This window comes from Mucilaginibacter sp. P25 (genome assembly GCF_050859465.1).
Lineage (GTDB): Bacteria > Bacteroidota > Bacteroidia > Sphingobacteriales > Sphingobacteriaceae > Mucilaginibacter > Mucilaginibacter gossypii.
This window is the reverse complement of sequence record NZ_CP193937.1, coordinates 6,793,586-6,816,023: the sequence shown is the minus strand read 5'-3', so window position 1 is coordinate 6,816,023 and position 22,438 is coordinate 6,793,586. Positions and strand designations below refer to the sequence as shown.

Annotated in this window: 25 protein-coding genes and 1 pseudogene; 24 read left to right on the top strand and 2 right to left on the bottom strand. The window is 44.1% G+C overall.

The window, feature by feature from the left end:
* Nucleotides 1-7: 7 nt before the first annotated feature.
* The 5 genes from ACRQ5D_RS34475 (at nucleotide 8) to ACRQ5D_RS34455 (ending at nucleotide 5,041) form a co-directional block, all read left to right on the top strand.
* Nucleotides 8-895, top strand: a complete 888-nt coding sequence (locus tag ACRQ5D_RS34475) for an ABC transporter ATP-binding protein (RefSeq protein WP_432328207.1) — start codon at nucleotides 8-10, stop codon at nucleotides 893-895.
* 11 nt (nucleotides 896-906) lie between these two features.
* The gene (locus ACRQ5D_RS34470; protein ID WP_432328205.1) at nucleotides 907-1,428 is read left to right on the top strand and encodes a hypothetical protein; all 522 of its coding nucleotides are present in this window, start codon (nucleotides 907-909) and stop codon (nucleotides 1,426-1,428) included.
* Between the two features lie 486 nt (nucleotides 1,429-1,914).
* Complete coding sequence (locus ACRQ5D_RS34465) at nucleotides 1,915-2,574, top strand: hypothetical protein (RefSeq protein ID WP_432328204.1); 660 nt, start codon at nucleotides 1,915-1,917, stop codon at nucleotides 2,572-2,574.
* Nucleotides 2,575-2,696: 122 nt separating this feature from the next.
* Complete coding sequence (locus ACRQ5D_RS34460) at nucleotides 2,697-4,541, top strand: hypothetical protein (RefSeq protein WP_432328202.1); 1,845 nt, start codon at nucleotides 2,697-2,699, stop codon at nucleotides 4,539-4,541.
* 56 nt (nucleotides 4,542-4,597) lie between these two features.
* Nucleotides 4,598-5,041: a hypothetical protein gene (locus ACRQ5D_RS34455; protein WP_432328201.1), complete on the top strand. Its 444-nt coding sequence runs from the start codon at nucleotides 4,598-4,600 to the stop codon at nucleotides 5,039-5,041.
* On the opposite strand, the gene ACRQ5D_RS34450 is transcribed toward ACRQ5D_RS34455, so the two are convergent.
* Nucleotides 5,042-5,905: a hypothetical protein gene (locus ACRQ5D_RS34450; RefSeq protein ID WP_432328200.1), complete on the bottom strand. Its 864-nt coding sequence runs from the start codon at nucleotides 5,903-5,905 to the stop codon at nucleotides 5,042-5,044.
* 798 nt (nucleotides 5,906-6,703) lie between these two features.
* Here ACRQ5D_RS34450 and ACRQ5D_RS34445 point away from each other — a divergent pair.
* From ACRQ5D_RS34445 to ACRQ5D_RS34395, 11 genes are read left to right on the top strand one after another with little or no spacing between them, the layout of a single operon-like run.
* Nucleotides 6,704-7,117: a single-stranded DNA-binding protein gene (locus tag ACRQ5D_RS34445; protein WP_432328198.1), complete on the top strand. Its 414-nt coding sequence runs from the start codon at nucleotides 6,704-6,706 to the stop codon at nucleotides 7,115-7,117.
* 16 nt (nucleotides 7,118-7,133) lie between these two features.
* Nucleotides 7,134-7,697, top strand: a complete 564-nt coding sequence (locus ACRQ5D_RS34440; RefSeq protein WP_432328196.1) for a hypothetical protein — start codon at nucleotides 7,134-7,136, stop codon at nucleotides 7,695-7,697.
* 15 nt (nucleotides 7,698-7,712) lie between these two features.
* Nucleotides 7,713-7,931 carry a PRTRC system protein C gene (locus ACRQ5D_RS34435; protein WP_432328195.1) on the top strand — a complete coding sequence of 73 codons (219 nt, stop codon included), beginning with the start codon at nucleotides 7,713-7,715 and terminating at the stop codon, nucleotides 7,929-7,931.
* A 2-nt stretch (nucleotides 7,932-7,933) separates the two neighbouring features.
* Nucleotides 7,934-8,110, top strand: a complete 177-nt coding sequence (locus tag ACRQ5D_RS34430) for a hypothetical protein (RefSeq protein ID WP_432328193.1) — start codon at nucleotides 7,934-7,936, stop codon at nucleotides 8,108-8,110.
* Nucleotides 8,074-8,541, top strand: a complete 468-nt coding sequence (locus ACRQ5D_RS34425; RefSeq protein ID WP_432328191.1) for a hypothetical protein — start codon at nucleotides 8,074-8,076, stop codon at nucleotides 8,539-8,541. Before ACRQ5D_RS34430 ends, ACRQ5D_RS34425 begins: the two co-directional genes overlap by 37 nt.
* A gap of 16 nt (nucleotides 8,542-8,557) precedes the next feature.
* The gene (locus tag ACRQ5D_RS34420) at nucleotides 8,558-9,082 is read left to right on the top strand and encodes a hypothetical protein (RefSeq protein ID WP_432328190.1); all 525 of its coding nucleotides are present in this window, start codon (nucleotides 8,558-8,560) and stop codon (nucleotides 9,080-9,082) included.
* Nucleotides 9,063-9,803 (top strand): PRTRC system protein B, encoded by a 741-nt coding sequence (locus ACRQ5D_RS34415; RefSeq protein ID WP_432328188.1) that lies wholly within the window; start codon nucleotides 9,063-9,065, stop codon nucleotides 9,801-9,803. The genes ACRQ5D_RS34420 and ACRQ5D_RS34415 overlap by 20 nt, the downstream gene beginning before the upstream one ends.
* 37 nt (nucleotides 9,804-9,840) lie before the next feature.
* Nucleotides 9,841-10,620 (top strand): PRTRC system ThiF family protein, encoded by a 780-nt coding sequence (locus ACRQ5D_RS34410; RefSeq protein WP_432328186.1) that lies wholly within the window; start codon nucleotides 9,841-9,843, stop codon nucleotides 10,618-10,620.
* An 11-nt stretch (nucleotides 10,621-10,631) separates the two neighbouring features.
* Nucleotides 10,632-10,856, top strand: coding sequence for a hypothetical protein (locus tag ACRQ5D_RS34405; RefSeq protein WP_432328185.1), 225 nt, complete (start codon nucleotides 10,632-10,634; stop codon nucleotides 10,854-10,856).
* Entirely contained in the window at nucleotides 10,843-11,292 is a 450-nt protein-coding gene (locus ACRQ5D_RS34400; RefSeq protein ID WP_432328183.1) for a macro domain-containing protein, read from the top strand. The genes ACRQ5D_RS34405 and ACRQ5D_RS34400 overlap by 14 nt, the downstream gene beginning before the upstream one ends.
* A gap of 17 nt (nucleotides 11,293-11,309) precedes the next feature.
* A complete protein-coding gene (locus tag ACRQ5D_RS34395; protein WP_432328181.1) occupies nucleotides 11,310-12,476 on the top strand; it encodes a hypothetical protein in 1,167 nt (388 codons plus the stop codon).
* A 425-nt stretch (nucleotides 12,477-12,901) separates the two neighbouring features.
* Here ACRQ5D_RS34395 and ACRQ5D_RS34390 read toward each other — a convergent pair whose 3' ends face one another.
* The gene (locus ACRQ5D_RS34390; protein ID WP_432328179.1) at nucleotides 12,902-13,111 is read right to left on the bottom strand and encodes a hypothetical protein; all 210 of its coding nucleotides are present in this window, start codon (nucleotides 13,109-13,111) and stop codon (nucleotides 12,902-12,904) included.
* Between the two features lie 77 nt (nucleotides 13,112-13,188).
* On the opposite strand from ACRQ5D_RS34390, the pseudogene ACRQ5D_RS34385 reads away from it, so the two are divergent.
* The 8 genes and pseudogenes from ACRQ5D_RS34385 to ACRQ5D_RS34350 form a co-directional block, all read left to right on the top strand.
* A pseudogene (locus ACRQ5D_RS34385) lies at nucleotides 13,189-13,365 on the top strand (AlbA family DNA-binding domain-containing protein); the annotation flags it as partial.
* A 71-nt stretch (nucleotides 13,366-13,436) separates the two neighbouring features.
* Entirely contained in the window at nucleotides 13,437-14,519 is a 1,083-nt protein-coding gene (locus tag ACRQ5D_RS34380; RefSeq protein WP_432328177.1) for an ATP-binding protein, read from the top strand.
* Nucleotides 14,520-14,757: 238 nt separating this feature from the next.
* The gene (locus ACRQ5D_RS34375) at nucleotides 14,758-15,042 is read left to right on the top strand and encodes a hypothetical protein (protein WP_432328175.1); all 285 of its coding nucleotides are present in this window, start codon (nucleotides 14,758-14,760) and stop codon (nucleotides 15,040-15,042) included.
* A complete protein-coding gene (locus tag ACRQ5D_RS34370) occupies nucleotides 14,991-15,872 on the top strand; it encodes a FecR family protein (RefSeq protein WP_432328174.1) in 882 nt (293 codons plus the stop codon). Before ACRQ5D_RS34375 ends, ACRQ5D_RS34370 begins: the two co-directional genes overlap by 52 nt.
* A 166-nt stretch (nucleotides 15,873-16,038) precedes the next feature.
* The gene (locus ACRQ5D_RS34365) at nucleotides 16,039-19,599 is read left to right on the top strand and encodes a SusC/RagA family TonB-linked outer membrane protein (RefSeq protein WP_432328172.1); all 3,561 of its coding nucleotides are present in this window, start codon (nucleotides 16,039-16,041) and stop codon (nucleotides 19,597-19,599) included.
* Nucleotides 19,600-19,601: 2 nt separating this feature from the next.
* Nucleotides 19,602-21,002 (top strand): RagB/SusD family nutrient uptake outer membrane protein, encoded by a 1,401-nt coding sequence (locus ACRQ5D_RS34360; RefSeq protein WP_432328170.1) that lies wholly within the window; start codon nucleotides 19,602-19,604, stop codon nucleotides 21,000-21,002.
* 16 nt (nucleotides 21,003-21,018) lie between these two features.
* Entirely contained in the window at nucleotides 21,019-21,297 is a 279-nt protein-coding gene (locus tag ACRQ5D_RS34355) for a hypothetical protein (protein WP_432328168.1), read from the top strand.
* Complete coding sequence (locus tag ACRQ5D_RS34350) at nucleotides 21,239-22,426, top strand: TlpA family protein disulfide reductase (protein WP_432328167.1); 1,188 nt, start codon at nucleotides 21,239-21,241, stop codon at nucleotides 22,424-22,426. The genes ACRQ5D_RS34355 and ACRQ5D_RS34350 overlap by 59 nt, the downstream gene beginning before the upstream one ends.
* The last annotated feature ends 12 nt before the right edge of the window (nucleotides 22,427-22,438 follow it).

The window sequence follows — 22,438 nt, the reverse complement described above, 5'->3', positions numbered from 1 at the left end:
TTTTCTAATGCAATTAGTCATCAATTCACTTTCTAAAACCTATTCGAACGGAGTTCAGGCATTGAATAATGTTTCCTTAACATTGAGCAATGGTATGTTTGGCTTATTAGGACCAAATGGCGCGGGCAAATCATCATTGATGCGGACACTCGCAACTCTGCAGGAAGCAGATGAAGGGTCTGTGTTTCTGGACGATATAGATGTATTAAACCAGAAAACAAAGGTGAGGCAATTATTGGGCTATTTACCACAAGAATTTGGTGTATATCCAAAAATCTCGGCAGAGCGGATGCTTGATCATATCGCTCAACTGAAAGGGGTTATTAATAGAAATGAACGGAAGGAACTTGTGAGGGCAATTCTCGATAAAGTAAACCTGAGTAATGATAAAGCTAAAAACCTTGGAACTTATTCTGGTGGTATGAAACAACGATTTGGTATTGCCCAGGCCTTAATTGGCAATCCGAAATTGATTATCGTGGATGAACCGACTGCAGGCCTCGATCCGGCTGAACGTAATCGGTTCTACAATTTATTGAGTCAGCTCGGGGAAAATACGATTGTAATCTTGTCAACTCACATCGTTGAAGATGTGAGTACACTATGTTCTGATTTTGCTATAATTTGCCAAGGCGAGGTTTTATACTCCGGTAAACCTGAAACCGCTGTGTATGATATAGAAGGTAAAATATTCAGTAAAGCCATCGATAGAAATGAACTCCGTATTTACCAGGAAAATTTTACAGTTATCTCAAATCAGCTTAAAGCTGGAAAGTTACATATTCGCGTCGTAAACGACATTCATCCTCAAAATGGCTTTATTCCTGTATTACCTAATTTGGAGGACGTTTATTTTAGCAATATTCTAACACGCATGGATATTAATACAATATAAATCATATCATTATGTTCTGGAAAATATTTGTTTTTGAGGTGAAAATTCGCCTCAGTAGGCCCACTTTATACTTTTATTTTGCGGCAGTTTTTATTCTTGTAGCATTTGGCTTTTCAACAGGATCATTACCAGTTGGTGAAAAAGAACATTTTAATAGTCCAATGCTAATTGCACTTTCTTCGGCTTGGATTAGTATTTTCTTGATGCTAGTTACATCCTATATTATGGGCATGCCATTGTATCGCGACATAGAATACAATACCAAAGCGTATTATCTCACTTACCCTATTAGTAAGGCGGGATATTTTTGGGGTAGATATTGCAGTTCGCTGATGTTTGTGCTAATTATTGCTAGTGGAATTATCTTGGGAGCTTTTACCGGAACAGTTTTAGGCCCATTAATGGGGTGGAGTGAAACAGCAAGGTACGGTCCCAATCACCTCGAATACTATCTAAAACCATTTTTATTCATTATTATTCCTAATCTTTTTTTACATCGTCGTTTTTTTTGGCTTAGTTGCTATCACTCGTAATATTAAGGTAATTTACAGCAGTGGAATCGTCATGTTTGTGGGCTATCTTATCGGTAGTTTTTCTTTGGCTCACTTGCAAAATCAATTTGTCACAAATTTGGCTGATCCTTTCGCTTTTAATGGCATTCGTTCGCAGTTCGTCTTAGCCAATGATCAAGTTAGGAATACAAAAATGATTCAATTTGAAATTCCACTATTGATCAACCGCATTCTATGGACCTCGTTAGGCTTGCTAATTTTACTGTTCAGCTACTTGCGATTTAACTTTGAGGAGTTTTTTAGTGATGTTCGGAGCAAAAGGAATAACATAAACAATGATATCATAAACCGGGGGGGGATCCGAATGTTCAAGTTAGCTTTAATGGCCTTTATAATATAAAGACGTTATGCGTTCTAATTAAAACAGAGCTTTCTAATATTGTTAAAGATAATTACTTCTGGATTATCATAGGTTGTGGCCTTTTATTTTTGGGTTTTGCTTTCAACTTGGGCGACACATTTTATGATATCCCCAAATTTCCGAGGACAGTAGTTTTAATGCAAACTTTCTTTGATGTATTTATATTCTTCATATTCTTTATCATCATTTTCTATACAGGTGAAACTATACACCGCGACAGGCTAACTCGATATGCACATATAAACGATTCATTACCTACCCCTAATTGGGTATTAAATGGTTCACGCCTTCTTAGTTTGATTATATTAAGTTTATTTTTATCGATGATACCATTAATAATGGGTGTCGCAATTCAGGTAATTAAGGGGTATCTCCACTTTGAATTTTCTATTTATTTTATGGAAATTTTCACCCTGATATTACCACGTTTTTTGGAAATGGTAATTTTTTCTTATTTCATTCATGTTCTGATCAATAACAAATTTGCAGCGCATGCGATTGGTATTATTATCTGGGTGGTACTTTTCTTTTTACACATCTCTAAAGTATTTAATTATAATATCCTTCTATTTTCTTACACACCTGATTATATAGTTTCCGATATGAATGGTATCGGTCATATGTGGCGCCCAGTTTTTTGGTTTAATCTATATTGGTTGTTAGGGAGCGGACTGATGATTATTGCAGCTTCTTTGTTTTTCTATAGGGGGTATCAACAACGTTTAGAGAGCGACTGCAACTTTTAGCGCAGCGGTTTGATCGAAAAACAAAAAAAATAACTCTAATTGTTTCGGTTTGTTTTTTTTCAGTGGGCGGGTTTTTATATTATAATTTAAATTATTTAAACTCGTATCTGACGCAGCCAGAGTTGGATCAGCGAACAGCATTGTATGAAAAGGTTTTAAAACCATATGATAAAATTCCTCTACTCAAGGTAACTGCTATAAAATTATGGGTAGATCTTTTTCCCGATGAACAGCAAGCGAGGACTCATGGATTTTTTACATTAGTAAATAACGCGGGCAAACCTATCGATAAATTGCTTGTAGATGGCGACGGCCTAGATGATTACAGTTTGAAAATAAATAATATTGGAATACCTTTTTCAACACCTCTTTTATATCCCCGTGGAAAATTCAATTGGCTACGTCCTCAGACGGATACAGCAGATTATAGATTATTTCAATTTAAGAAACCGGTAAATCCCGGAGATTCGGTCGAAATTGAGTTTAGATCATCTGTTAATCATAGAGGGTTTACTAATAATGTTTATAGTACAGATATCGTAAATAACGGGACATTTTTTAATGGCGGTATACCAGGACTGGGATATAATGAAGATGAAGAATTAAAAAGTCCTTATGAGCGAAAACTAAGGGGATTGCCAGCTAGACCCGGTGAAGATGTTTTACTAAAAGACTCTGATCGCGTTAATGAGCTTGTTTTTGGGAAGGCAGCAAACTTGTTTTCTTTAGATGTTATAATTAGCACTTCCGGAGACCAAACAGCATTGACAAATGGTGATCTCAAAAGTCGATGGACGGCAAATGGTCGAAACTATTTTCATTATGTCCAGAATAATCCCGGAATATATCCTGCTTTTTCTATTCTCTCTGCAAAGTATTGTATTTCGAGAGGTGTCGTTAATGTACCGAATGGGAAAAATGTTATGACGGAAGTATACTATCATTCAGATCATTTCCAAAATGTCCAACGTTATCAGGATGCTATAAAGGCGGGATTAAATTATTATTCTCTCGCGTATGGAGAATATCCGTTCAGATATATGAGACTTGCTGAAACAAATGTATACACTCGGAAATTAACATCGTCAGCCAACCTTAATACTTATAATGAAAATGGTGGCTGGAATGCAGATTTCAATAATCGCGGTGGCCAGGATTTTCCCTATGATTATTGCTATTATGAAAGTTTAAAGACATTGGCCCAACAATGGTGGATGTTTCAGGTAGCTCCGAATAAATCACCCGGTTCTCAAGTAGTATCTGATGGCTTGCCGGTTTATGATGTATTAGTAATGATGGAGAAAAAATATGGAAAATTCAACATGCAAGGAATTTTACGTAGGCAGCTTTGGCTCTATAATTTATTACATAATAAAGGCGAATTCATTGAGCAGCCATTAATAACAAGCAATGGTCGTTTTATGCCCGATAAGGCAGGCGTGGTATTATATGGATTAAGAGACCTTATTGGAGAACGGAATATCAATTCAGCATTACGTGAGTTTAAAGAAGAATATAAATTTAGAACTATTCCACCTTTTGCAGGAAGTAACGATTTGTATCGTTATCTTAAAAAGTACACACCAGATTCTCTTAGTTACTATTTGAAAGATACATGGGAAAATATTACTTTTTATAACAATAAAGTGCTCAATACTAAAATAATACCACTTGCCGGAAATAAATTTAAAGTAATTTTTCAAGTTAGTACATCTAAGGTTCATGTTGACCGCAAAGGAAACGATTTACCTGTGGAAATGAACGATTTTATAGATATTGGAATCTTCGGGCAAAAAATCAAAAATGAAACCTCGCCTAATAATATTTTATATTTAAAAAGGATGAAATTAAAAAGTGGTAATCATACAATCTCAGTTATTGTGCAAGGAAAGCCTGAAAGTGTTGGGATCGATCCATTTAATAAATTGATTGATCGCGTCCCCTTAGATAATGTAAGAGTAATGTGATAAAAGGTGAATGTAAAAGAAATGATTGTATTGATAATGAATTCCAGCACCACAAAATGTATAAGGCATTTGAATTGTGCGGTTTTCCCACCGATGAGTTTTATGCAGATTCGGACACTTCTTTAGATGGGTATTTGGAAAAGCTTTTACATACATCGAATTTGCCTATCCAGGTTTTGGCTGTTGATTTTCTGTCCCTAATTGTACCTGGAGGCTCTGTTAGTGTAGAACGGAAGGAATATTTACAGAACTTGTTTTACAACTATGACAATAAAAAGTACGACAATGAATTTAAAGCCATCGAAACAATTGTCACAGAGTGGGCCGAATGCAATCATTATGACGCTGAAGAATATATCAAGCGTTTTTTGCTTGCAATAAATGTCGGACCAACCTGGATTACTTATCGGGATAACGCAGTTGATTTCCCCAAATCCGGTTACTTTACCGATACGCCCTTTACAATAGAGGAATTGCAAAAAGTTTTTGATGCGTCATGATTAACGCCGCATAGGAAACATGCTTTTATAGAGATCGGGCCAGTCCAAAATAAAGTTCAATCCACTGTAATGGCCTTCAGGCAGGTGGTACCCTTCCAAACATTTTGTGTAAATGGTACTGCCAATATTGGTAGGCACCATGCCTGGTTGAACTTTATATCGTTTATCTTGTTCCACCACCGATACGATAACTACTTCCCCCTTTTTAAAAGTGGCACTCGCTTTTAGGGACGTGAGATCGCTAATCGATAAATTTAAACGGGTTTGCAAGCTCCATTTTGCTAATACCTGCTGAAAAATTGGTCGTAAGATACTTTCATAGAGTATATCCAGTTTGTCGAAATGCAACTTTGTCGAATCGCCAATAGAAATGTTAGGCATTAAATCCAAACCCGGAATAGAAAACCTGAATAGATTGGCTACTTCAATAAATAAAAGCGCAGCCTGCATAACATCGACCTGGTTACATTGCTGTGGAATTACGGAGAAATGCGTGTTTTTAAAAATGATCATCTTGCCCACATGCCGATCATGAAAAATCTCGTTTCTGAATTTTCGGAATTCATTGATGCGCCCATACAACCCGCTTTTTTTAACAGGGAAATTGTCGTACCCGAGTTTAGTTATTAAAAAACTTAGCCTCTGCTGGATTTCTTGCTGAATAATGGGTTCTGGATCAATATCATCTAAGAGCAGAGTTATTTTAATGATGCTATTGATATAGGCTTCTAAAGCCAAGTACCACTGCGCTATGCTAACGGATGCTCTTCGCCCATTATTGATATAATTAAGGGTATTTTCTAAATCTTTTAGATCATCAATGGTGCTATAAAACCCATGGATAGCATAACCATTGTAGGTCATTTCTATTTTGGGTGCATTTCTGACACTCAATAACCCTAAAAAGACGGACAGGTAATTATCATCCCGGTAATCTTCGAGAAAATTTTCTGTGTTCATTAATTAACAAGTTGTAATCGAAATTAAGCAAATGTGATAAAACTTTTCACACCATCCCATCACCGTGTTAAACCGTCCCCCAATTCCTACCCAACTTTGGCTTGCTAACAACTATCCCTAACGGTGCCTTTGTCCGGCTGACGCTTCGACGTTTCACTGCACGCCGCTTACTCAGATCTTCGAACGCTTTGTTCCGTTCAACTTACTCAGCAGCAGCCTGACCGCGCGTGAACAGCCTGCCATTGGTTTTTAGGCTCTATGCAGGCACTTCACTTTTTTCCATAGTAGAAATAGTTTACATGTTGGTGGGCTGAAAGTTTAAATCCTGACCGGGGCCCTTCGGGTACTGCGGCCGGTACCGAAACCGGCAGGCAGTCATGATTTGAACTTTTCTTAGTGGATATTGGGCGCAATTATTTTGTTATACGGGCTGTTTGCTCTCCGCGCAAGTCCTTTTTCCAATGGCATTTTTATTTAGTGAGCTTCATTTAGCCTTTGCTGAGGCAAATCTACACCTCTTCGGCGGTCAAGGCCAGGCTGCGTTCCGCTAAAAAAATCTCCACACCTCCGCTGCGCTCCGGGTAGTATTTTTTGCGTCAGCCTTGACCCGCCAGCCCCCGCGCAAGTGTATTGCCTCTATCAAAGGCCAAATGAGGTACCGCCCAATGGACCGGAGAACGATCTAAAACATTAAAAAATAAAATGATGCTATTCACTGGAAGAATTACCGCTGATGCTGTCGTTAGGGCAGTAGGGGACAGTAAAAAGGTTACAGGTTTTACTGTGGCCATCAATGACCGGTTCACCGCTAAGGGTGAAAAAAGAGAGGTAACCTCTTTTGTCGAATGTTCCTATTGGGTCAACCCCGGACTTGCTATGTACCTCACCAAGGGTGCTGTTGTCGAAATATTTGGCAGGGTCGAAGCCAAAGCATGGTTGAACAAAGAAAACAAGCCACAGCCATACCTGACCTGCAACGTAAGTGAAATCCGGCTGTTCGGCGCTGCCCAACCTAAAGACCTGATGAAAAGCGGGAAGCCAAAAGACGGTGCTAAAGCTAAAGTTGCTGCAACGTCAGGTGCAAATGCTTCAGGACATGATGATTTACCATTTTAATTAAAAGGCTAAGTTTATGAAAACCAACTTTTTTAACAACATAGCGGCGATGGGCTGTCCGGGCAGGTGGCAAATCGTTATTCAGCATAACGAAAACGGGAATTTTACTGTCTCTACCCATTTCTCGGTTGCGGCCACAGGGGACACGGCCTCAAAGAACCTTATCCCTTTTGTTTCAACGGGGACTGCAGCCGATTTTGATGATGGCTACTTTTCGGAGATCGAAAAGCCGGTCAGGGAAACGTCCGGCCTGCTCAATAACATGGAGGATTACGTGAAAGCCCTTGCAAAAACTAAGGAGCAATCCCGGATGTCGCAGGATGCAAAATCGAAGAACAAGGCGAATGGTGTTGCAGGCAAAGAGCAGACTGCTACAGAAACGGCTAATACCGACGAGAAGCTAAAAGCATATACGGATACACTTAGAAAAGTGATTGAACTGGACAGCCACTGCAAGTATGAGGAAGCTATAGCGGCTTTGCCGCTTGTTTCCGAATACCCCGATAAGGAAACAGAAATCACTAAGCGAAAAGCAGAGCTTGAACGCAAGCGTGAACAAAAAGCCAACCTTTTATTTTAACCTAATTCTTCAGTCATGTTAAGGACAAACGTATTATCACGAGTATTTATACACAAGGACAACGGTCAGGAAATAACCCTAACCGATCCGAACCCGGCATTCAGCCCGGAAGCAGTCATGAACTTCTATGCGGGAACCTACCCAATCCTAACCAATGCGCGGCTATCCGGCCCCGAAATCAAAAAAGATCGCATCCAGTATCGTTTTGAAAGCACACTGGGCACAAAAGGTTAATCATGGAAAATAAGAATATCAAACGCAAAATCAGCATCGGCAGGGAGGGCAAACAATGGAAACTATATCAGGAATTCGGAAAGTTCATCAAAAAACTGGATCAATTGCCCGATGCGGCAGAAGTGATCAACAATCCCGGCAGATGCGCACCGCAGGGGTTGACGGATATGGTTTTCTGAATCATACGTTTTCGCCTTTTACCGGCTATCATTTTCGTAGTCGGGTGCAGGCCGAAACAGAGTTTTTCAGATCAGCGGCTAACCTGTGCGCGCTTTATAATATGGAGCTGCCGGATGTGTCCGGTCTGCCATTTCCGGAGAACATGAGTAAGGCACATGCGATGATCGACAAGCAGCTTGATAATAAAAAGGGCATATCGTGTTATATCATGCAGGACAAAAAACGCATGGCGGCTATAGCAACTGCCCGGGCGTATGATACGGGACACAGCCTTTATTACATTCCTGTTAACCCACTGGCAAGGATTGGCGAAAGACCGGAACTGAAACCCCTATCCAAGCTTTTAATGGGTATCTGCCACTATTTGTATAAGGTAACCAAAATCGATTATTACAGGGACGAGACATACCTATATACGTGCGGTCTATGACACAATCGAGTACTGGATGAATGAGGATGAGGATGGCGAATCCTACGAGAACGAACTATCCGAACTGCAGGAAATGAAAAACTTCGGGAATGCTTATCTCTCCAGTCTAAAAGTCCCGTTCCGCAGGGCTGCCTTTGAAAAATCCATTAACGCGTTCAGGAAAAGTAAATGCTTCGAAGCGCGGCCGCTTGAGATCGCAATGGAATTTGCCAAACTGATGACTGACTACCCAAACCGCACGGTGTATGGTGCGATACCCAAGGGTATTTATAAGGACAGCGAAAATGGGAATGTGGAAATCAGCCATTACCTGGCTTTTTACTGGAGCGGGTCTGAAAATCTCAATGAGCAGTTTTTCAATTATGTAGACAACGATTTACAGGAACGGGGGCAAATTATCGAACCGCTTGCCCTCCAATGGTTCGACACGCCGCAGGTTGCAGAACAATTCAATTTTAATTATGAGGCACGGCTATTCCCCCTGCTCACTGAACTCAATAACTTTTTATACGGATACGATTATGCAAACAAACATCACTGACCAGATCAGCCATACTTATACCCCGGTTAAAGCCATGCTTATTTACCTGAAAGGCAGGTCGGACGTGGATGATGACTATGGTACAGAGGAAATGTATGTAGAAAGCTATGACATCGGGCGCAACGGCAGGCCTGTCAACGCCCATCCGCTTTCAGCCACGGAATGCGGGCGCTTCGCCGAAATGCTGCGCTCACAGCAACGGAAAGGCAACAGCTTTTTACGATGCAGGGGCGTATTGCCTGAAAACCTGCTTTACCTGAACATGGAAAACGAGGGTTTTGCTATCTGGCATACGCCCCCGATGCAAAGAAACCTGTTCTTTTCAGAAGCCCTCGGAATCCCTTCCGGTAACGCCCGCATCCCTGCGCTGTTATGGCAGGGAAGCCGGGACACACTATCCGTGTTCGCTCTTAAAGGAAACCGCAAGCCACAAAGCCAGACAGCGCTCTATCATGCCCCGTTTTTCAATATGTACGAGGATGGAAAGGTTTGTATGGGGACGGTCAAACGTAAAATCAAGGCGGATACCTGTCTTGAGGACTTTATCAGCCTTTGGGAAAATTATTTCTTCAATAGTTATTTCAGTCATACCATCGCCGGGGGCAGCATTGCAGGGAAAAATATCGTACAGCTTTGGGGGGATCAGCTTACCAACGGCAATCGGTTCCCAGAAAACGAGTTGCGCAAAACAGGAAAAACATTAGCAGACTTATTATCATGAAAAAAAGATCAATTCACATCCTGTCATCGCCCACATTGTGGACAATGAACTGTTACAGCCTGCCAACCCGGTTGTTGTCAACCTGATCGGGGCAGGGGGAACGGGAAGCCATGTCCTGACAGCCCTCGCAAGGCTTAGCCACATGCTTAATGAGCTGCAACATCCGGGCCTGCATGTCCGGTTATTTGACGATGATCTGATTGAAGACAAAAACCGCTTGCGCATGCTTTTTACTGGCGCAGAAGTTGGCTTGCAAAAATCTGCCGTTTTGATCAACCGCATTAACCGGGCATTCGGCCTCAACTGGAAAGCGGTAACAGAAAGATTTGACAGCAAATTGATCAAGGAAACGCCCGAACTGGCCATGGCCATGATTACCGTCACTGCCGTAGATTCGGTCGATGCAAGGTTTGAAATTGCTGACATCCTGATCAATACCCGTAATAAGTCTCATTACCTGCGGAATTGCCCCAAATACTGGCTCGACTTTGGGAACGGAAGGGAGTCGGGGCAGGTTGTCCTTTCAACGGTCGGCGATATTAAACAGCCGGAATCCAAAAGATTTTCTACACGGGCATCGCTTCGCATGATTACAGATGAATTTCCTGACCTCCTGCGGGCAGGAGAGGTTAAAGATGCAGGGCATAATTGTTCAACTTCGGCTGCGCTCGATGAGCAGGATTTGTTTATCAACGCATCTCTGGCTTATCCAGGTGTCGAGATATTGAAAAAAATGTTCCGGGAGGGCTTATTATTTGACCGGGGATTTTTTTACAATCTTAAAGATTACCGTGTGCAGCCTTTAAAAATTATTTAAATACCGGGATTATGTTTATCAAAGATTTAAATGGAAAACGCATCGAAGTGACCGATCTGCAACTGGCGATCCTGCAGGCCGACGATTACCGTCATTACCGCCTCTCGGGATTTGCGCACGAGGAATTCAACCGGGAGCAAAATGCTTATTGGGAAGATGTCTATATCAAATTATTAATTTTAGAAAGGGAGCAGCCCATTGCTGCCGATAACCACGAAATCTATGATAACCTATAAAAAAGGAAACCTGCTGGAAGATGACGCAAAGGCTTTGGTTAATACCGTCAACTGTGTCGGCTTCATGGGCAAGGGCATCGCCCTGGCCGTCAGGAAAATTTTCCCTGATAACTACACGCTTTACCGCGCGGCCTGCGTAGCCGGCCAGGTCAAAATCGGAGAGCTGTTCATCGTTCCCGATGCCAGTCTGCTTACCGGGGAAAAGCTGATCATCAATTTTCCGACAAAAACACATTGGCGTTACCCCTCCGAATATGCCTATATCGAAAAAGGATTAACCGCGTTGCGGATTTATCTCGAAGTAAATGACCTGCCAGGTTTAGCCATGCCTGCCCCCGGATGCGGAAGCGGCGGGCTTGACTGGAATATCGTGCGGCGGATGATCGAAATGGAGCTGTCAGGCTTACGAGCAGATATCCGGGTTTATGAACCTTAATACGATGGGAGGCAGTGATGGTCAGGATCAAAGAGGAATATGTGATGTCGGCAGCGGAAAATGCCGAGTATGAGCGGCAGGATGCTCTGCCACGGAAAACTTATGGTAAGGTAGATTATTACAAACCTCCTACCAAGTACCCGGCACGGATATATGTATTTATGCAGGCGGAGTTGTGGTGTGACCGTAACCGTCGGCCAATGGGCTTATATCAGGCTTTGCCTTTTCTTTCACGCGAGATAAACCGGGAAGAACTGGAATATCACCATTTTAACTGGGGCTTATGTTATCACCAGTACGAGCGGTGGGACAAACTTTTATCGGCGGAGGCCAAAGAAGCTGAACAGCTCGACCGGGAAATGCCGGGAAGCGGGACGGAATTTCTGAGGAGACTTGCGGAGTTTCGGGGTAAATACCTGCTTTCTGATGGCTTTGCTGTAAGAAAAGCAGCGGAAACATCGGACAATTCGCCGCCACCACCGATTGTCAGCCTTGATGAGCAACCGGAAAAGATAATCGAAATGTTAATAAATTCCGGCCATTTGCTCCCCAGTACTGAGATCGGCCGTTTGCTCGGTTTGGAACAGGCAGGAGGGAAACGCCGGGAGGTCATCATCGCCCTTCGTTTTTTGTACCGGCAGTCAGCAGGTGAGATCAACCCCGGAAAAAGGCTTGATCTGGTTACGATCCGCAGGAAAGCAGCAGCCGCTGACCTGACATCAAGGCGCAATTTTGTGCGGCGTATTTATCACCAAAACCCATTGTTTGCGTTATTGGAAATCCAAAACCGGTACCCCGGTTATTCGGAATCGCTCCTGCGGCAAGACCTGCGCCGTAAGGGTAATTCAAAGAAAGGTAAAATAAAGAGAGGCAAACCAATTACCGATCTGCGCCGTTGCCAGCTAATCAAACTCGCTGCAATCCTTCGCAATGGCAACCTTCCTGACAATGAATACGACCAGACCTGCCACCGGATCGCCCTTACCGAACAGGCGCACCGTGGACGGTTGCCCATACGGATCGCGGTCAATGTTGCGGGGCAAAAACGTTCCTATGATTTCCCGTGGCGCAGCAGGGAGAACGTGGTCAAATCATTTGTTGCGATGGCCAATACGGCGGGTATCACTCATGAGCAGCTTGCAGCCAGGTTCAGGGAAATATTATCATCAAATTATAGCTTTTGAAAGGGCGGGTCGGCCCCGGCATTCCCGGGGCCGCTTTTGGGTCGTTCGCCTTTAATGGCTGTTGACTTGCAGGTATTTCTCTTTTAGTCGCAGCAGGCACTTTTTTTAGCTGTAAAGGAACATTAAAAGGGGTATAAAAAAATAGCCACGCTTTTTCTGAAGCGTGACCTTAATGTGTGTTATTTAATACCCCTATTAAAATAACCTTTGGCTAAAAATATATGATAAAGGGTAATTGTTTGTATTGTAATATAAAAAATACAAAGCCCGTTCGGATCGGGCTTCGTTTCACAGGATATCTGTAGGGGTATAAATATTTGTGGGGGAACCCAAAGTTATATTAATAAGTCTTTAATGTGGCGCTAAAACAAATGAAATATTTGTAAAAATTCCATGTTTTTTTAAGGTTTTCTTAAAGGGGCGGATTAAACGATCCCAACCGCCACCATGACGGCCGCTACCAGGCCTTTTTTCATTTCCATCTGGTTCGATGGACTGTTGACCCAGGCTTCTCCGCTTCTTAAAAGCGAATACGGCGTGCCGTACATGTTTATTTTAACTTCATTGTCTTTAATGGATTCCACGAAAAAGTAGTAAATGCGGTTTTCGTGGTGAGCGGCTAAACGATCTGACATGCCGCAAAATTATAAAATTACGGCGCAACCGAGCTGCGATTGCAGTTATATTTGCATGCCCTTAAAGGACTTGCCGCATGCCTGAACAACAAAATATCGAATACAAACAATCCTGGAGAGATGAGTTCCTGAAATGGATCTGTGGTTTTGCGAATGCGCAGGGTGGCAGGATTTTTATTGGTATTGATGACAAAGGTATTGTTTCCGGCCTGAGCGACTATAAAAAATTATTGGAGGACATTCCCAACAAGATCGTTAACCATCTCGGACTCGTGGTGGATGTCAATCTGCGTGAGTCCGGGGGCTTCATTATATCGAAATCAATGTGCCGCCAAGCCAGGTGCCTATTTCTTACCAGGGGATCTTTCATTACCGCAGCGGGAGTACCAAGCAGGAACTCAAGGGGATTGCACTTCAGAATTGGTTGCTGGAAAAGAATGGCAAGCGCTGGGAAGATATCCCTGTCCCGGGTTCGACACTTAATGACCTGGAGGAAACAAGTATCCGGTCATTTGTAGGCAGAGCCGTTCAGAAAGGCAGGATCCCTTCAGGTGCTGAAAACGATCCGCCCGAAGTATTGCTGGAAAACCTGAACCTGAAACCCGGTGGTGAGTTATCCAATGCCGCTGTATTGCTGTTCGGAAAGAAACCTTCCCGGATCAATGCTACCTGCAGTTTCAAGATCGGGCGCTTCGGTAAAAGTTCAGATGACCTGTTGTTTCAGGATGTCATCGAAACAAACCTTTTTGACATGCCGGAAAAAGTAATGGAAGTATTGAAATCCAAATATTTGGTCCGGCCGGTGGGGTATGAAGGTATTGAACGTACCGAATACCTGGAATATCCTGAGGATGCCCTGCGCGAGTCCGTCCTTAATGCGATCATTCATAAAGATTATTCGGGAACGTTTACTTTTCTGCGGGTGTATGACGACAGGCTGGAGATCTGGAACCCCGGAACCTTGCCTGACGGATTGACCATCGAAAAGCTGAAAGGAAGTCACCCATCTGTTCCGCGGAACGCGAATATGGCCAATGTTTTCTTTATGGCGGGTTACGTCGAAACCTGGGGGCGCGGTACAACGAAGATGATCAGCAGCTGCCTGGCCGCAGGCCTGCCGGAACCTTTGATCGAGGAAGATCACGGAGGTTTCCGGGTCGTGTTCCGGAAGGATAAATTCAATGCGAAAGAGCTTGCTGCGCTTGGCCTCAGCGAACGGCAGATCAGGGCAGCTCTGTTTGTGAAGGAAAAGGGGCAGATCACTAATGCCGAATATCAAATGCTGAATGCTATCGGCAGGTCCGTTGCGGCTACCGATCTCCAGGACCTCGTGGAGCGTAAGGTGCTTTCCAGGATCGGCGCTACCGGAAGGGGAGCGAAATATGTAATTTTTAGGGAAAACGCTTAAACGTCCGAAAAACGTCCGAAACGTCCGGCCAATTTCCGATTACCACAATCATTCACCATAATGGCCCGGAACGTCCGGAAAACATCCGAAACGTCTGGTAAACATCCGTCCAAAAAAATTGACCCGCCGGGACCGCAAGCCCCGGCGGGCTTACTTTTAAAAAAATGAAAATTTTTATTCAGGTAAGGAGGAGGTTAACTGTCTTGTCTTGTAAGCCGGGCAAAGCCGGCTGTTGGATATGGACGAAAACGAAATAAAGAATCAGTCTCAAAGGAACATTAAGGGAGAGTTAACTGAAAAAGAGAAAGAAGCCCTCGAAGCCCGGTATTTTGAAATCGGATTGGATGCGCCTCTGCTGTCGGATGAAACGATCGCTAAGCATCGTGAAGCTATTTTTAAGAAAGTGACCGGTGATCGGGCAAAAAAATTCCTTATGGTTTTCTGCTGGCGGCTGCCGTTATTGCGACTGTCATGGTTTCTCTTATTCTCCTGCTCGTATTTCATAAAAGTGATCTTGTTGTAGAAAATATACAAAAGGATGTACCCCCGGGTGGTCATCGCGCGATCCTAACGCTCGCAAACGGACAGCGAATCGACCTAGCCAAAGCTGCAAAAGGAAATCTTGCCATTCAGGGTAATTCAAACATTATTAAAAATGGATCAGGTCAGGTTATTTATCTGCACGGACCAATTAAAAGCCGGGACGGGCAACCGGGGAACAACAAGGTTTCGACACCTGATGGCGGAACCTGGCAGGTCTGTTTGCCCGATGGCACCATGGTTTGGCTTAATAATTCCAGCTCATTGACCTACCCCACGACTTTTGAAGGCAGAAAACAAAGAGGTGTAGAGTTATATGGTGAAGCCTATTTTGAGGTTGCCAAAGATAAAAGGTATCCCTTTGTTGTCAAAAGCCCAGGACAGGAAGTTACAGTTCTTGGAACTCACTTTAACATTCGGGTATTTAAGGATGATGGGGTAGGCCGGACAACACTTCTTGAGGGAAAAGTTTCAATCACCAGTTACGATAAACAAGACGCTCAGATTTTGAAACCCGGCGAACAGGCCCGAATCTCCAATGGATCAATGACAATTGGCAAGGTAAACATAAACGACGCTATAGCCTGGAAAGACGGTTATTTTCGGTTTACAAATACCCCGATAGAGCAGGTTATGCGTGAGCTTTCCCGGTGGTACGGGATCGAAGTACACTACGATGGTCCTATACCTATGGAAAATTTTAATGGAAAAATATCCCGCCTAAAAAATATCAGCAAGGTACTGGTAGCCCTGGAAGCAACAAAAACAGTTCATTTTAAAGTTGAAGGAAGGAGGGTAACCGTAATGAAGTAAACCTGCATAATAAGAATCAGTTAGTTAAAAGCCAGGAAACCGGATCCGACCCCGGTGACCTGGCTTAAAGCTGGCATCCTAAAAATTAATAACTATTAACTCAAAGCGCTGCCGCCGCCACGTTTTCCAAATGCACGGTTGCAACGCTGCCAAACTTCAACAACGAATGTACAGATTTTATAAAGAAAAATTGGCGCGCCCGCACCGCCGTGCCTCATTGGTACTGAAAGCCTTCCGGCTTGCGGCCATGCTAATGGTGATCCTGAACATGCAGGTCAGTGCCTGGACTTTGACCCAAAAAGTAACATTGACGGAAAAAAACAGCACCCTGCTCTCTGTCATGGAAAAGATCAGTAATCAGACCGGGATTGATTTTGTCCTGCCCGAGGGTGTCATACCTTACGCAAAACCGGTGACTATCGCCGTTCAACAAGAGGAGCTTTCACAAGTGCTGAAAAAAATATTTGACGAACAACCGCTTAACTATGAAATGCAGGATAAGATCATCGTGATCAGCCGCAAGATTCCTGCAGTAACACAAAAACATCCGCCCGTACCTAAGGCTCCTGAAAAAATCACAGGTGAAGTCCTTGATTCAGCGGGCAAAGGTTTGAACTCGGCAACAGTACAGGTAAAAACCCGTAACATCATAAGCTATTCTGACGAGCTGGGACATTTTACCATCATAGCCGAGCCGGGAGACCAGGTATCTGTTTCCTTTATCGGTTACCAGCCTTTTGTCTTTACTGTAAGGGAAGGTATGCCTTTTCAAACTATCCGGCTGAAACCGGTGACTGCAACTATCGCTGAGGTGGCCATTGTTTCAACCGGTTACCAGAACCTGCCGAAAGAACGCGCTACCGGGTCATTCGGCCAGTTGAATAATGAACTCGTTAACCGCCGGGTAAGTACCGATATCGTTAGCAGGCTTGAAGGTGTCACACCAGGATTATTATTTAACCGCAATACCAGCGGAGCTTCGAGGGGGAATAATGATGTCAGCATCAGGGGAACAAACACCCTTTTCTCCAACAACCAGCCGCTGATCGTTCTGGATGGATTCCCGTTCGACGGAGATATCAGTAATATCAATCCCAACGATATCGAAAACATCACTATCTTAAAAGATGCGGCAGCCGCAAGTATATGGGGGGTACGATCGGGGAACGGCGTGATCGTATTAAACAGCAAGAAGGGGAAACGCAACGAACAAATGTCCGTAGAACTTAATGCGAATGTGACCGCATCCGCAAAACCTGACCTGTTCTATAACCCGGCATACCTCAACAGTTCGGATTATATCGGCATCGAGCAAAGGCTTTTCAAATCCGGTTTCTATGACGCGCAGATCGGTGATCCTTTGCAAATCACTTCTCCTGTGGTAGACCCGCTGGCCGCACAGCGCGCAGGTACGCTCACTGCTGACGCGGTCAGCAAACAGATCGATCAGCTCCGTAACCAGGATACCAGGCGCGGGCTGGATAAATATTTCTACAAGCACGGATTGCTACAGCAATACAGCCTGAATTTCAGGGGCGGGGGAGATAAAAGCGATTACTATTTTTCTGCAGGTGAGGACCATAATAACACACAGCTCATCGGCAACCGCAACAACCGCGTCACCCTGAGCGGAAACTACAATTTTTACCCGGTAAAAAATCTGCAATTATCAGTGGGGATCAACTACATCCAAACGAATACCGTAATCAATAACATCGTAAATAATATCAGACCCGGTGGGCGGTACTTTACGGTTTTTCCATACGATACTTTTGCTGATGCTTCCGGGAACGCGCTTTCAATCGTCAAGGGACTTAATTACGATTTTGCGAAAGAAGCGCAGCAACAGGGATATCTTGACTGGCAATACCGGCCGTTGGATGAATTAAATAATGCTGATAACCGTATCCGCACGACTGAAAACCGCATCAATACCAGTGCCAGATACCGTTTATTACCAGGTCTGGATATCTCACTTAAATACCAGTATGAAAATCAGGCGACAAACGGGAACAACTATTTCAGTACGGCAACTTTTTATACGCGGAACCTGGTCAATCAGTATGCTCAACCCGCTACGTCGGGCGGTTTTACATATCCCGTACCAAACGAGGGAATTCTTCAACAGACTGATGGAAAACTGAGCTCCCACAGGGCCCGGGCACAGCTAAGTTATGATCAGGTCATCGCCGGTCCGCACCGGATAAACGCAGTTGCAGGCGCGGAGATAAGTTCTGCTATCACCGAAAATCACAATGGTACAGTTTATGGCTATGATAAGGATACGCAGACCAGCTTCGCCCAGATCGATTTCCTGAGTTATTTTCCCTTAAACCCGAGCGGCAGCAATGCCCAGGTACCCACTACCCTCGGTTTTGAAAAGTTTACCGATCATTACCTTTCTTATTTCGGTAATGCTTCTTATACCTACCTTGACCGTTATACTTTATCTTTGAGCGGAAGGATCGATCGTTCCAACCTTTTCGGTGTTGCAACCAATCATAAGTCGGTTCCATTGTATTCCGCCGGTCTCGCCTGGGATCTCAGCAAAGAACATTTTTATGATTTGAGCTGGCTTCCTTACCTGAAAGCCAGGGCGACTTATGGCTACAACGCGAATGTCAATAAAACGGCGTCAGCGGTCACAACCCTCATGCAGCAAAGTAATTCTTATTACTCCGGCGTCCCGTATAACGTCATCAATAGTCCCGGAAACCCCGAATTGCGCTGGGAAAAAGTACGTATAACTAATATCGGGCTCGACTTCGCCCTGAAGAACAATGTGATTTCCGGAAGCATCGAATATTACCTGAAGAAGGGGATCGATCTTTTTGGCAGTTCGCCACTGCCGCCGTCGACAGGCTTTATTGTTTTTTACGGCAACTCGGCCAATACTTCCGGGCATGGATTTGACCTGTCCATCAATTCACGAAATATCTATAAAGAGGATTTCAGGTGGACAACAAATCTTTTGCTGACCCACGTCATCGACCGGGTGACGGTTTATGACAGCCCGAGTGCAGTCATAACTTATCTTGCTGCAGGGGATGGAAACGGCGGTTCGGTCACTCCACTTGCCGGTCAGCCTGTTTATGGTATTTATAGTTTTAAATCAGGTCCGCTTACACACGAAACAGGTGACCCTCAGGGTTATCGCCACGGCGTTCTGAGTACGGATTATAATGAGATCATTTCTGGGACTTCTGTCGAAGACCTTTATTTCAACGGGCCGGCACGACCGACCACCTTCGGTTCGCTACGGAATACCTTCAGCTTTAAAAACTGGACATTGTCCGCCAACCTGATCTTTAAACTTAATTATTATTTCAGGAGGACCTCAACCGCTTTGTCCTATGACCAGATTGCCTACGGAGGTGTCAACAGGGATTATGCTGACAGGTGGCAAAAGCCCGGGGATGAATTAAAGACCACTGTTCCTGCTATTTTGATGCCCCCTGCAAATACGGACCGACAGACTTTTTATCAATATTCACAGGCATTGGTAGATGAAGGTGATCATATCCGGCTTCAGGATATCCGGCTTTCCTACGCCTTCAAACCTTTTGGAAGTCAAACCCCGGTATTTAAAAGGCTGGAGGTTTTCAGTTACCTGAATAATGTCGGCATCCTCTGGCGGGCGAACAAGCACCATCTCGACCCTGACCTGTACTCCGGCGCTTACCCGCTTCCGCGAACACTTTCAATAGGCCTTAATTCCAGATTTTAAACATGAGAAAAAGAATCACCGGCCCTTTGTTCGGCTGCATCGTCTGCATCATGGGCATTTTTTCGAACAGCTGCAAGAAACAGGATAACTTCTTAGACACCAAACCCAATCAATCCCTGAATATCCCAACGACGCTTGAAGATCTGCAACGGCTTCTTCAGAACGAGGATGTATTCAACAGCCAGCCGGACCCCGGCCTGGGACAAATCTCTTCCGACGATTTCGTGGTCCAGGATGAGGTTTTACCGGATTTGTCATCACCGGAACGAAATGCTTATCTCTGGTCAAAAGAGATTTTTGACGCATCGGTAACCCAGTCGGTAGACTGGAATTTCCCGTATCAGATAGTTTATTACGCCAATGTCGTTCTGGATGCGCTTCCGGGTATTCAGGTGCCGGACAACCAAAAGGCCAGTTATGAGCAGGTAAAAGCAACCGCGCTGTTTTATCGGGCCTGGGCTTTTTACGCGCTCGTACAAACTTTTGCCATGCCTTATGATAAGGACAAGGCGGCCAGTTTGCCTGGAATCCCGCTCCGCCTGACATCTGATCTGAACTCACATCCAGGCCGGGGAAGCGTTGCCGAGTGTTATGCCCAAATCCTTTCGGATTTGAAAACAGCACAGCCCGCATTACCTGAAATGGCATCCCCACCCGTAAAACCTTCACAAATCGCGGTGAGCGCGTTGCTGGCTCGTATTTACCTGGCCATGGGAGATTACCCCAATGCCCTGGCCTATGCAAACGCCTGTCTTGCGAAGTTTTCTACGCTGACGGATTATAATACACTGAACAGCCCTGGCACGACAAATATCGACAAAGGATTTTTATCCGAGGATATTTATCATTCATGTCTTATCGGCTATTCTGTTTACAGTATCCGCCGGGATATGTATATCGCCCCGGCTTTCTATAACAGCTACGATCCGAACGACCTCCGGAAATCGAAGTTTTTTACGATCCTGGATAAACTTCCGCAATTTCCGCGGTTTGTCGGTTCCTACGACTATATGGGCCAGAAATATGATGGCCTTGCCACGGACGAAATCTACCTGATCAAGGCCGAATGTATAGCCAGGGCAGGAGATGGCGCGGGCGCGATGGACCTTTTGAATACATTACTGAAAAACCGCTGGAAAACAGGGACTTTTGTGCCTTTCACCGCCAGTGGTGCCGATGAGGCGCTGTTAATTGTTCTGAAAGAGCGTAAAAAAGAATTATTGCTTCGTGGCCTGGGCTGGACGGATCTCAGGAGATTGAACAAAGAACCCCGATTTGCGGTTACTCTGCGCCGGACGGTTGCTGGCGTCACCTACACGTTACCGCCAAACGACCCGCGCTATGCCTTCCCGATTCCCGACATCGAGATCAAATTAGGTGGTCTGACCCAGAACCCGAGATAAGCTAATCAACAACATTATGAAGAAATTACTTTTTGTGGTACTGTTATTATCGGCCTGTTCTGTTCAACTACTTGCCCAGATGAAGACCAGCCGGATCAGCGTCGCCACTGATTTTAGCAGGAATGGCGACAGTCTTACAGTGAGGGTGAGCAGGTACACCGGCAGACTTGACGAAATTGCCCGAAACTTTAAAGCCGTTTTCAAAGCAGGAAAGTTTGGGCTTGCGATCCCGGCGCATGAATATGCTCAATATATCCAGATACAATTCTTTCTGTCCGGAACAAAAAATTCTTGAACAGGTTTTGCTCTTTCCCGGAGATGATATGGCGGTATCGGTCAAAAATGGGAAGATCAGTTTTACAGGACGTTCAGCCATGAGGTTTATTGCGCAGCAAAATCTTCAGGCTATTGCGGACCGGTCTTTGCGACGAGACCGGTTACGGTTTACGCCTGCGACATTACCGCGTATTTTTGCACACACGGACTCCGCTGCAATAGCATCTTTGGAATATCTGGATAAAATAAAAGAGCAAATCGGACCAACTGCCTGGCGTTTGCTGGGAGATAATGTCAAAGCATCAGCGGCTTGTACCAAACTAGGCTATTTTAATTATGCAGGCATGAACAGGGCAGAAGATGTTCAGGAGAACTTCAAATCTGCAATGTTACAATATGGAAAGCCTTTTAACAGCTTCACTTCCTTTTCAGCGGCGAATGATTCAGGCATTGTGCTATCAAATTATTCAATCGAATATATTTACCAAAAATACCTCGCGGATTCCTGTGTGTTTAGGCACAAAAAATTTAACATACACGAATTCTATTTGTATACATTGACGAATTTCAAGGGAGAGATCCGAGAACAATTGATGACACACCTGTTTATCACGAAAAGAAATAGCCCGGAATTTAATGTTGCAGACATAATCGGTGCTCTTGCCTATGTAAAAGATAATAATTTACACAGTGTGCTTGATAAAATCAGGGCAACAAATACAGTAGGAGCGATTGCCCCAACTTTCACGCTTTTGGACAAGAACAACAGGCCGATTAATTTAATCGATTTCAGAGGGAAATTGATCATGCTTGATTTCTGGTTCACTGGATGCGGGGCTTGTAAAGATATGGCTCCCAGAATGCTTTATCTTGAAAAGAAATACGCTGAAAAACCAATTGTTTTTATTACAATCTGTGTCGATAGAAAGCGGGAGCAATGGCTGGCAACTTTGAATACCAATGAATATACTTCTCCCCTCAGTGTAAATTTATACACCGAAGGCAAAGGCCAAACACATTCCGTAATGCGGGACTTTGATGTCCGGGGTTTCCCGACTTTTATTTTAATTGACAAGGAGGGCAGGTTTTGCCCTAAACCAGTGTTGGAAGTTGAGGAAATGTCGCGGCTGATCGATCGTTATCTTTAATAGAAAAAAGCA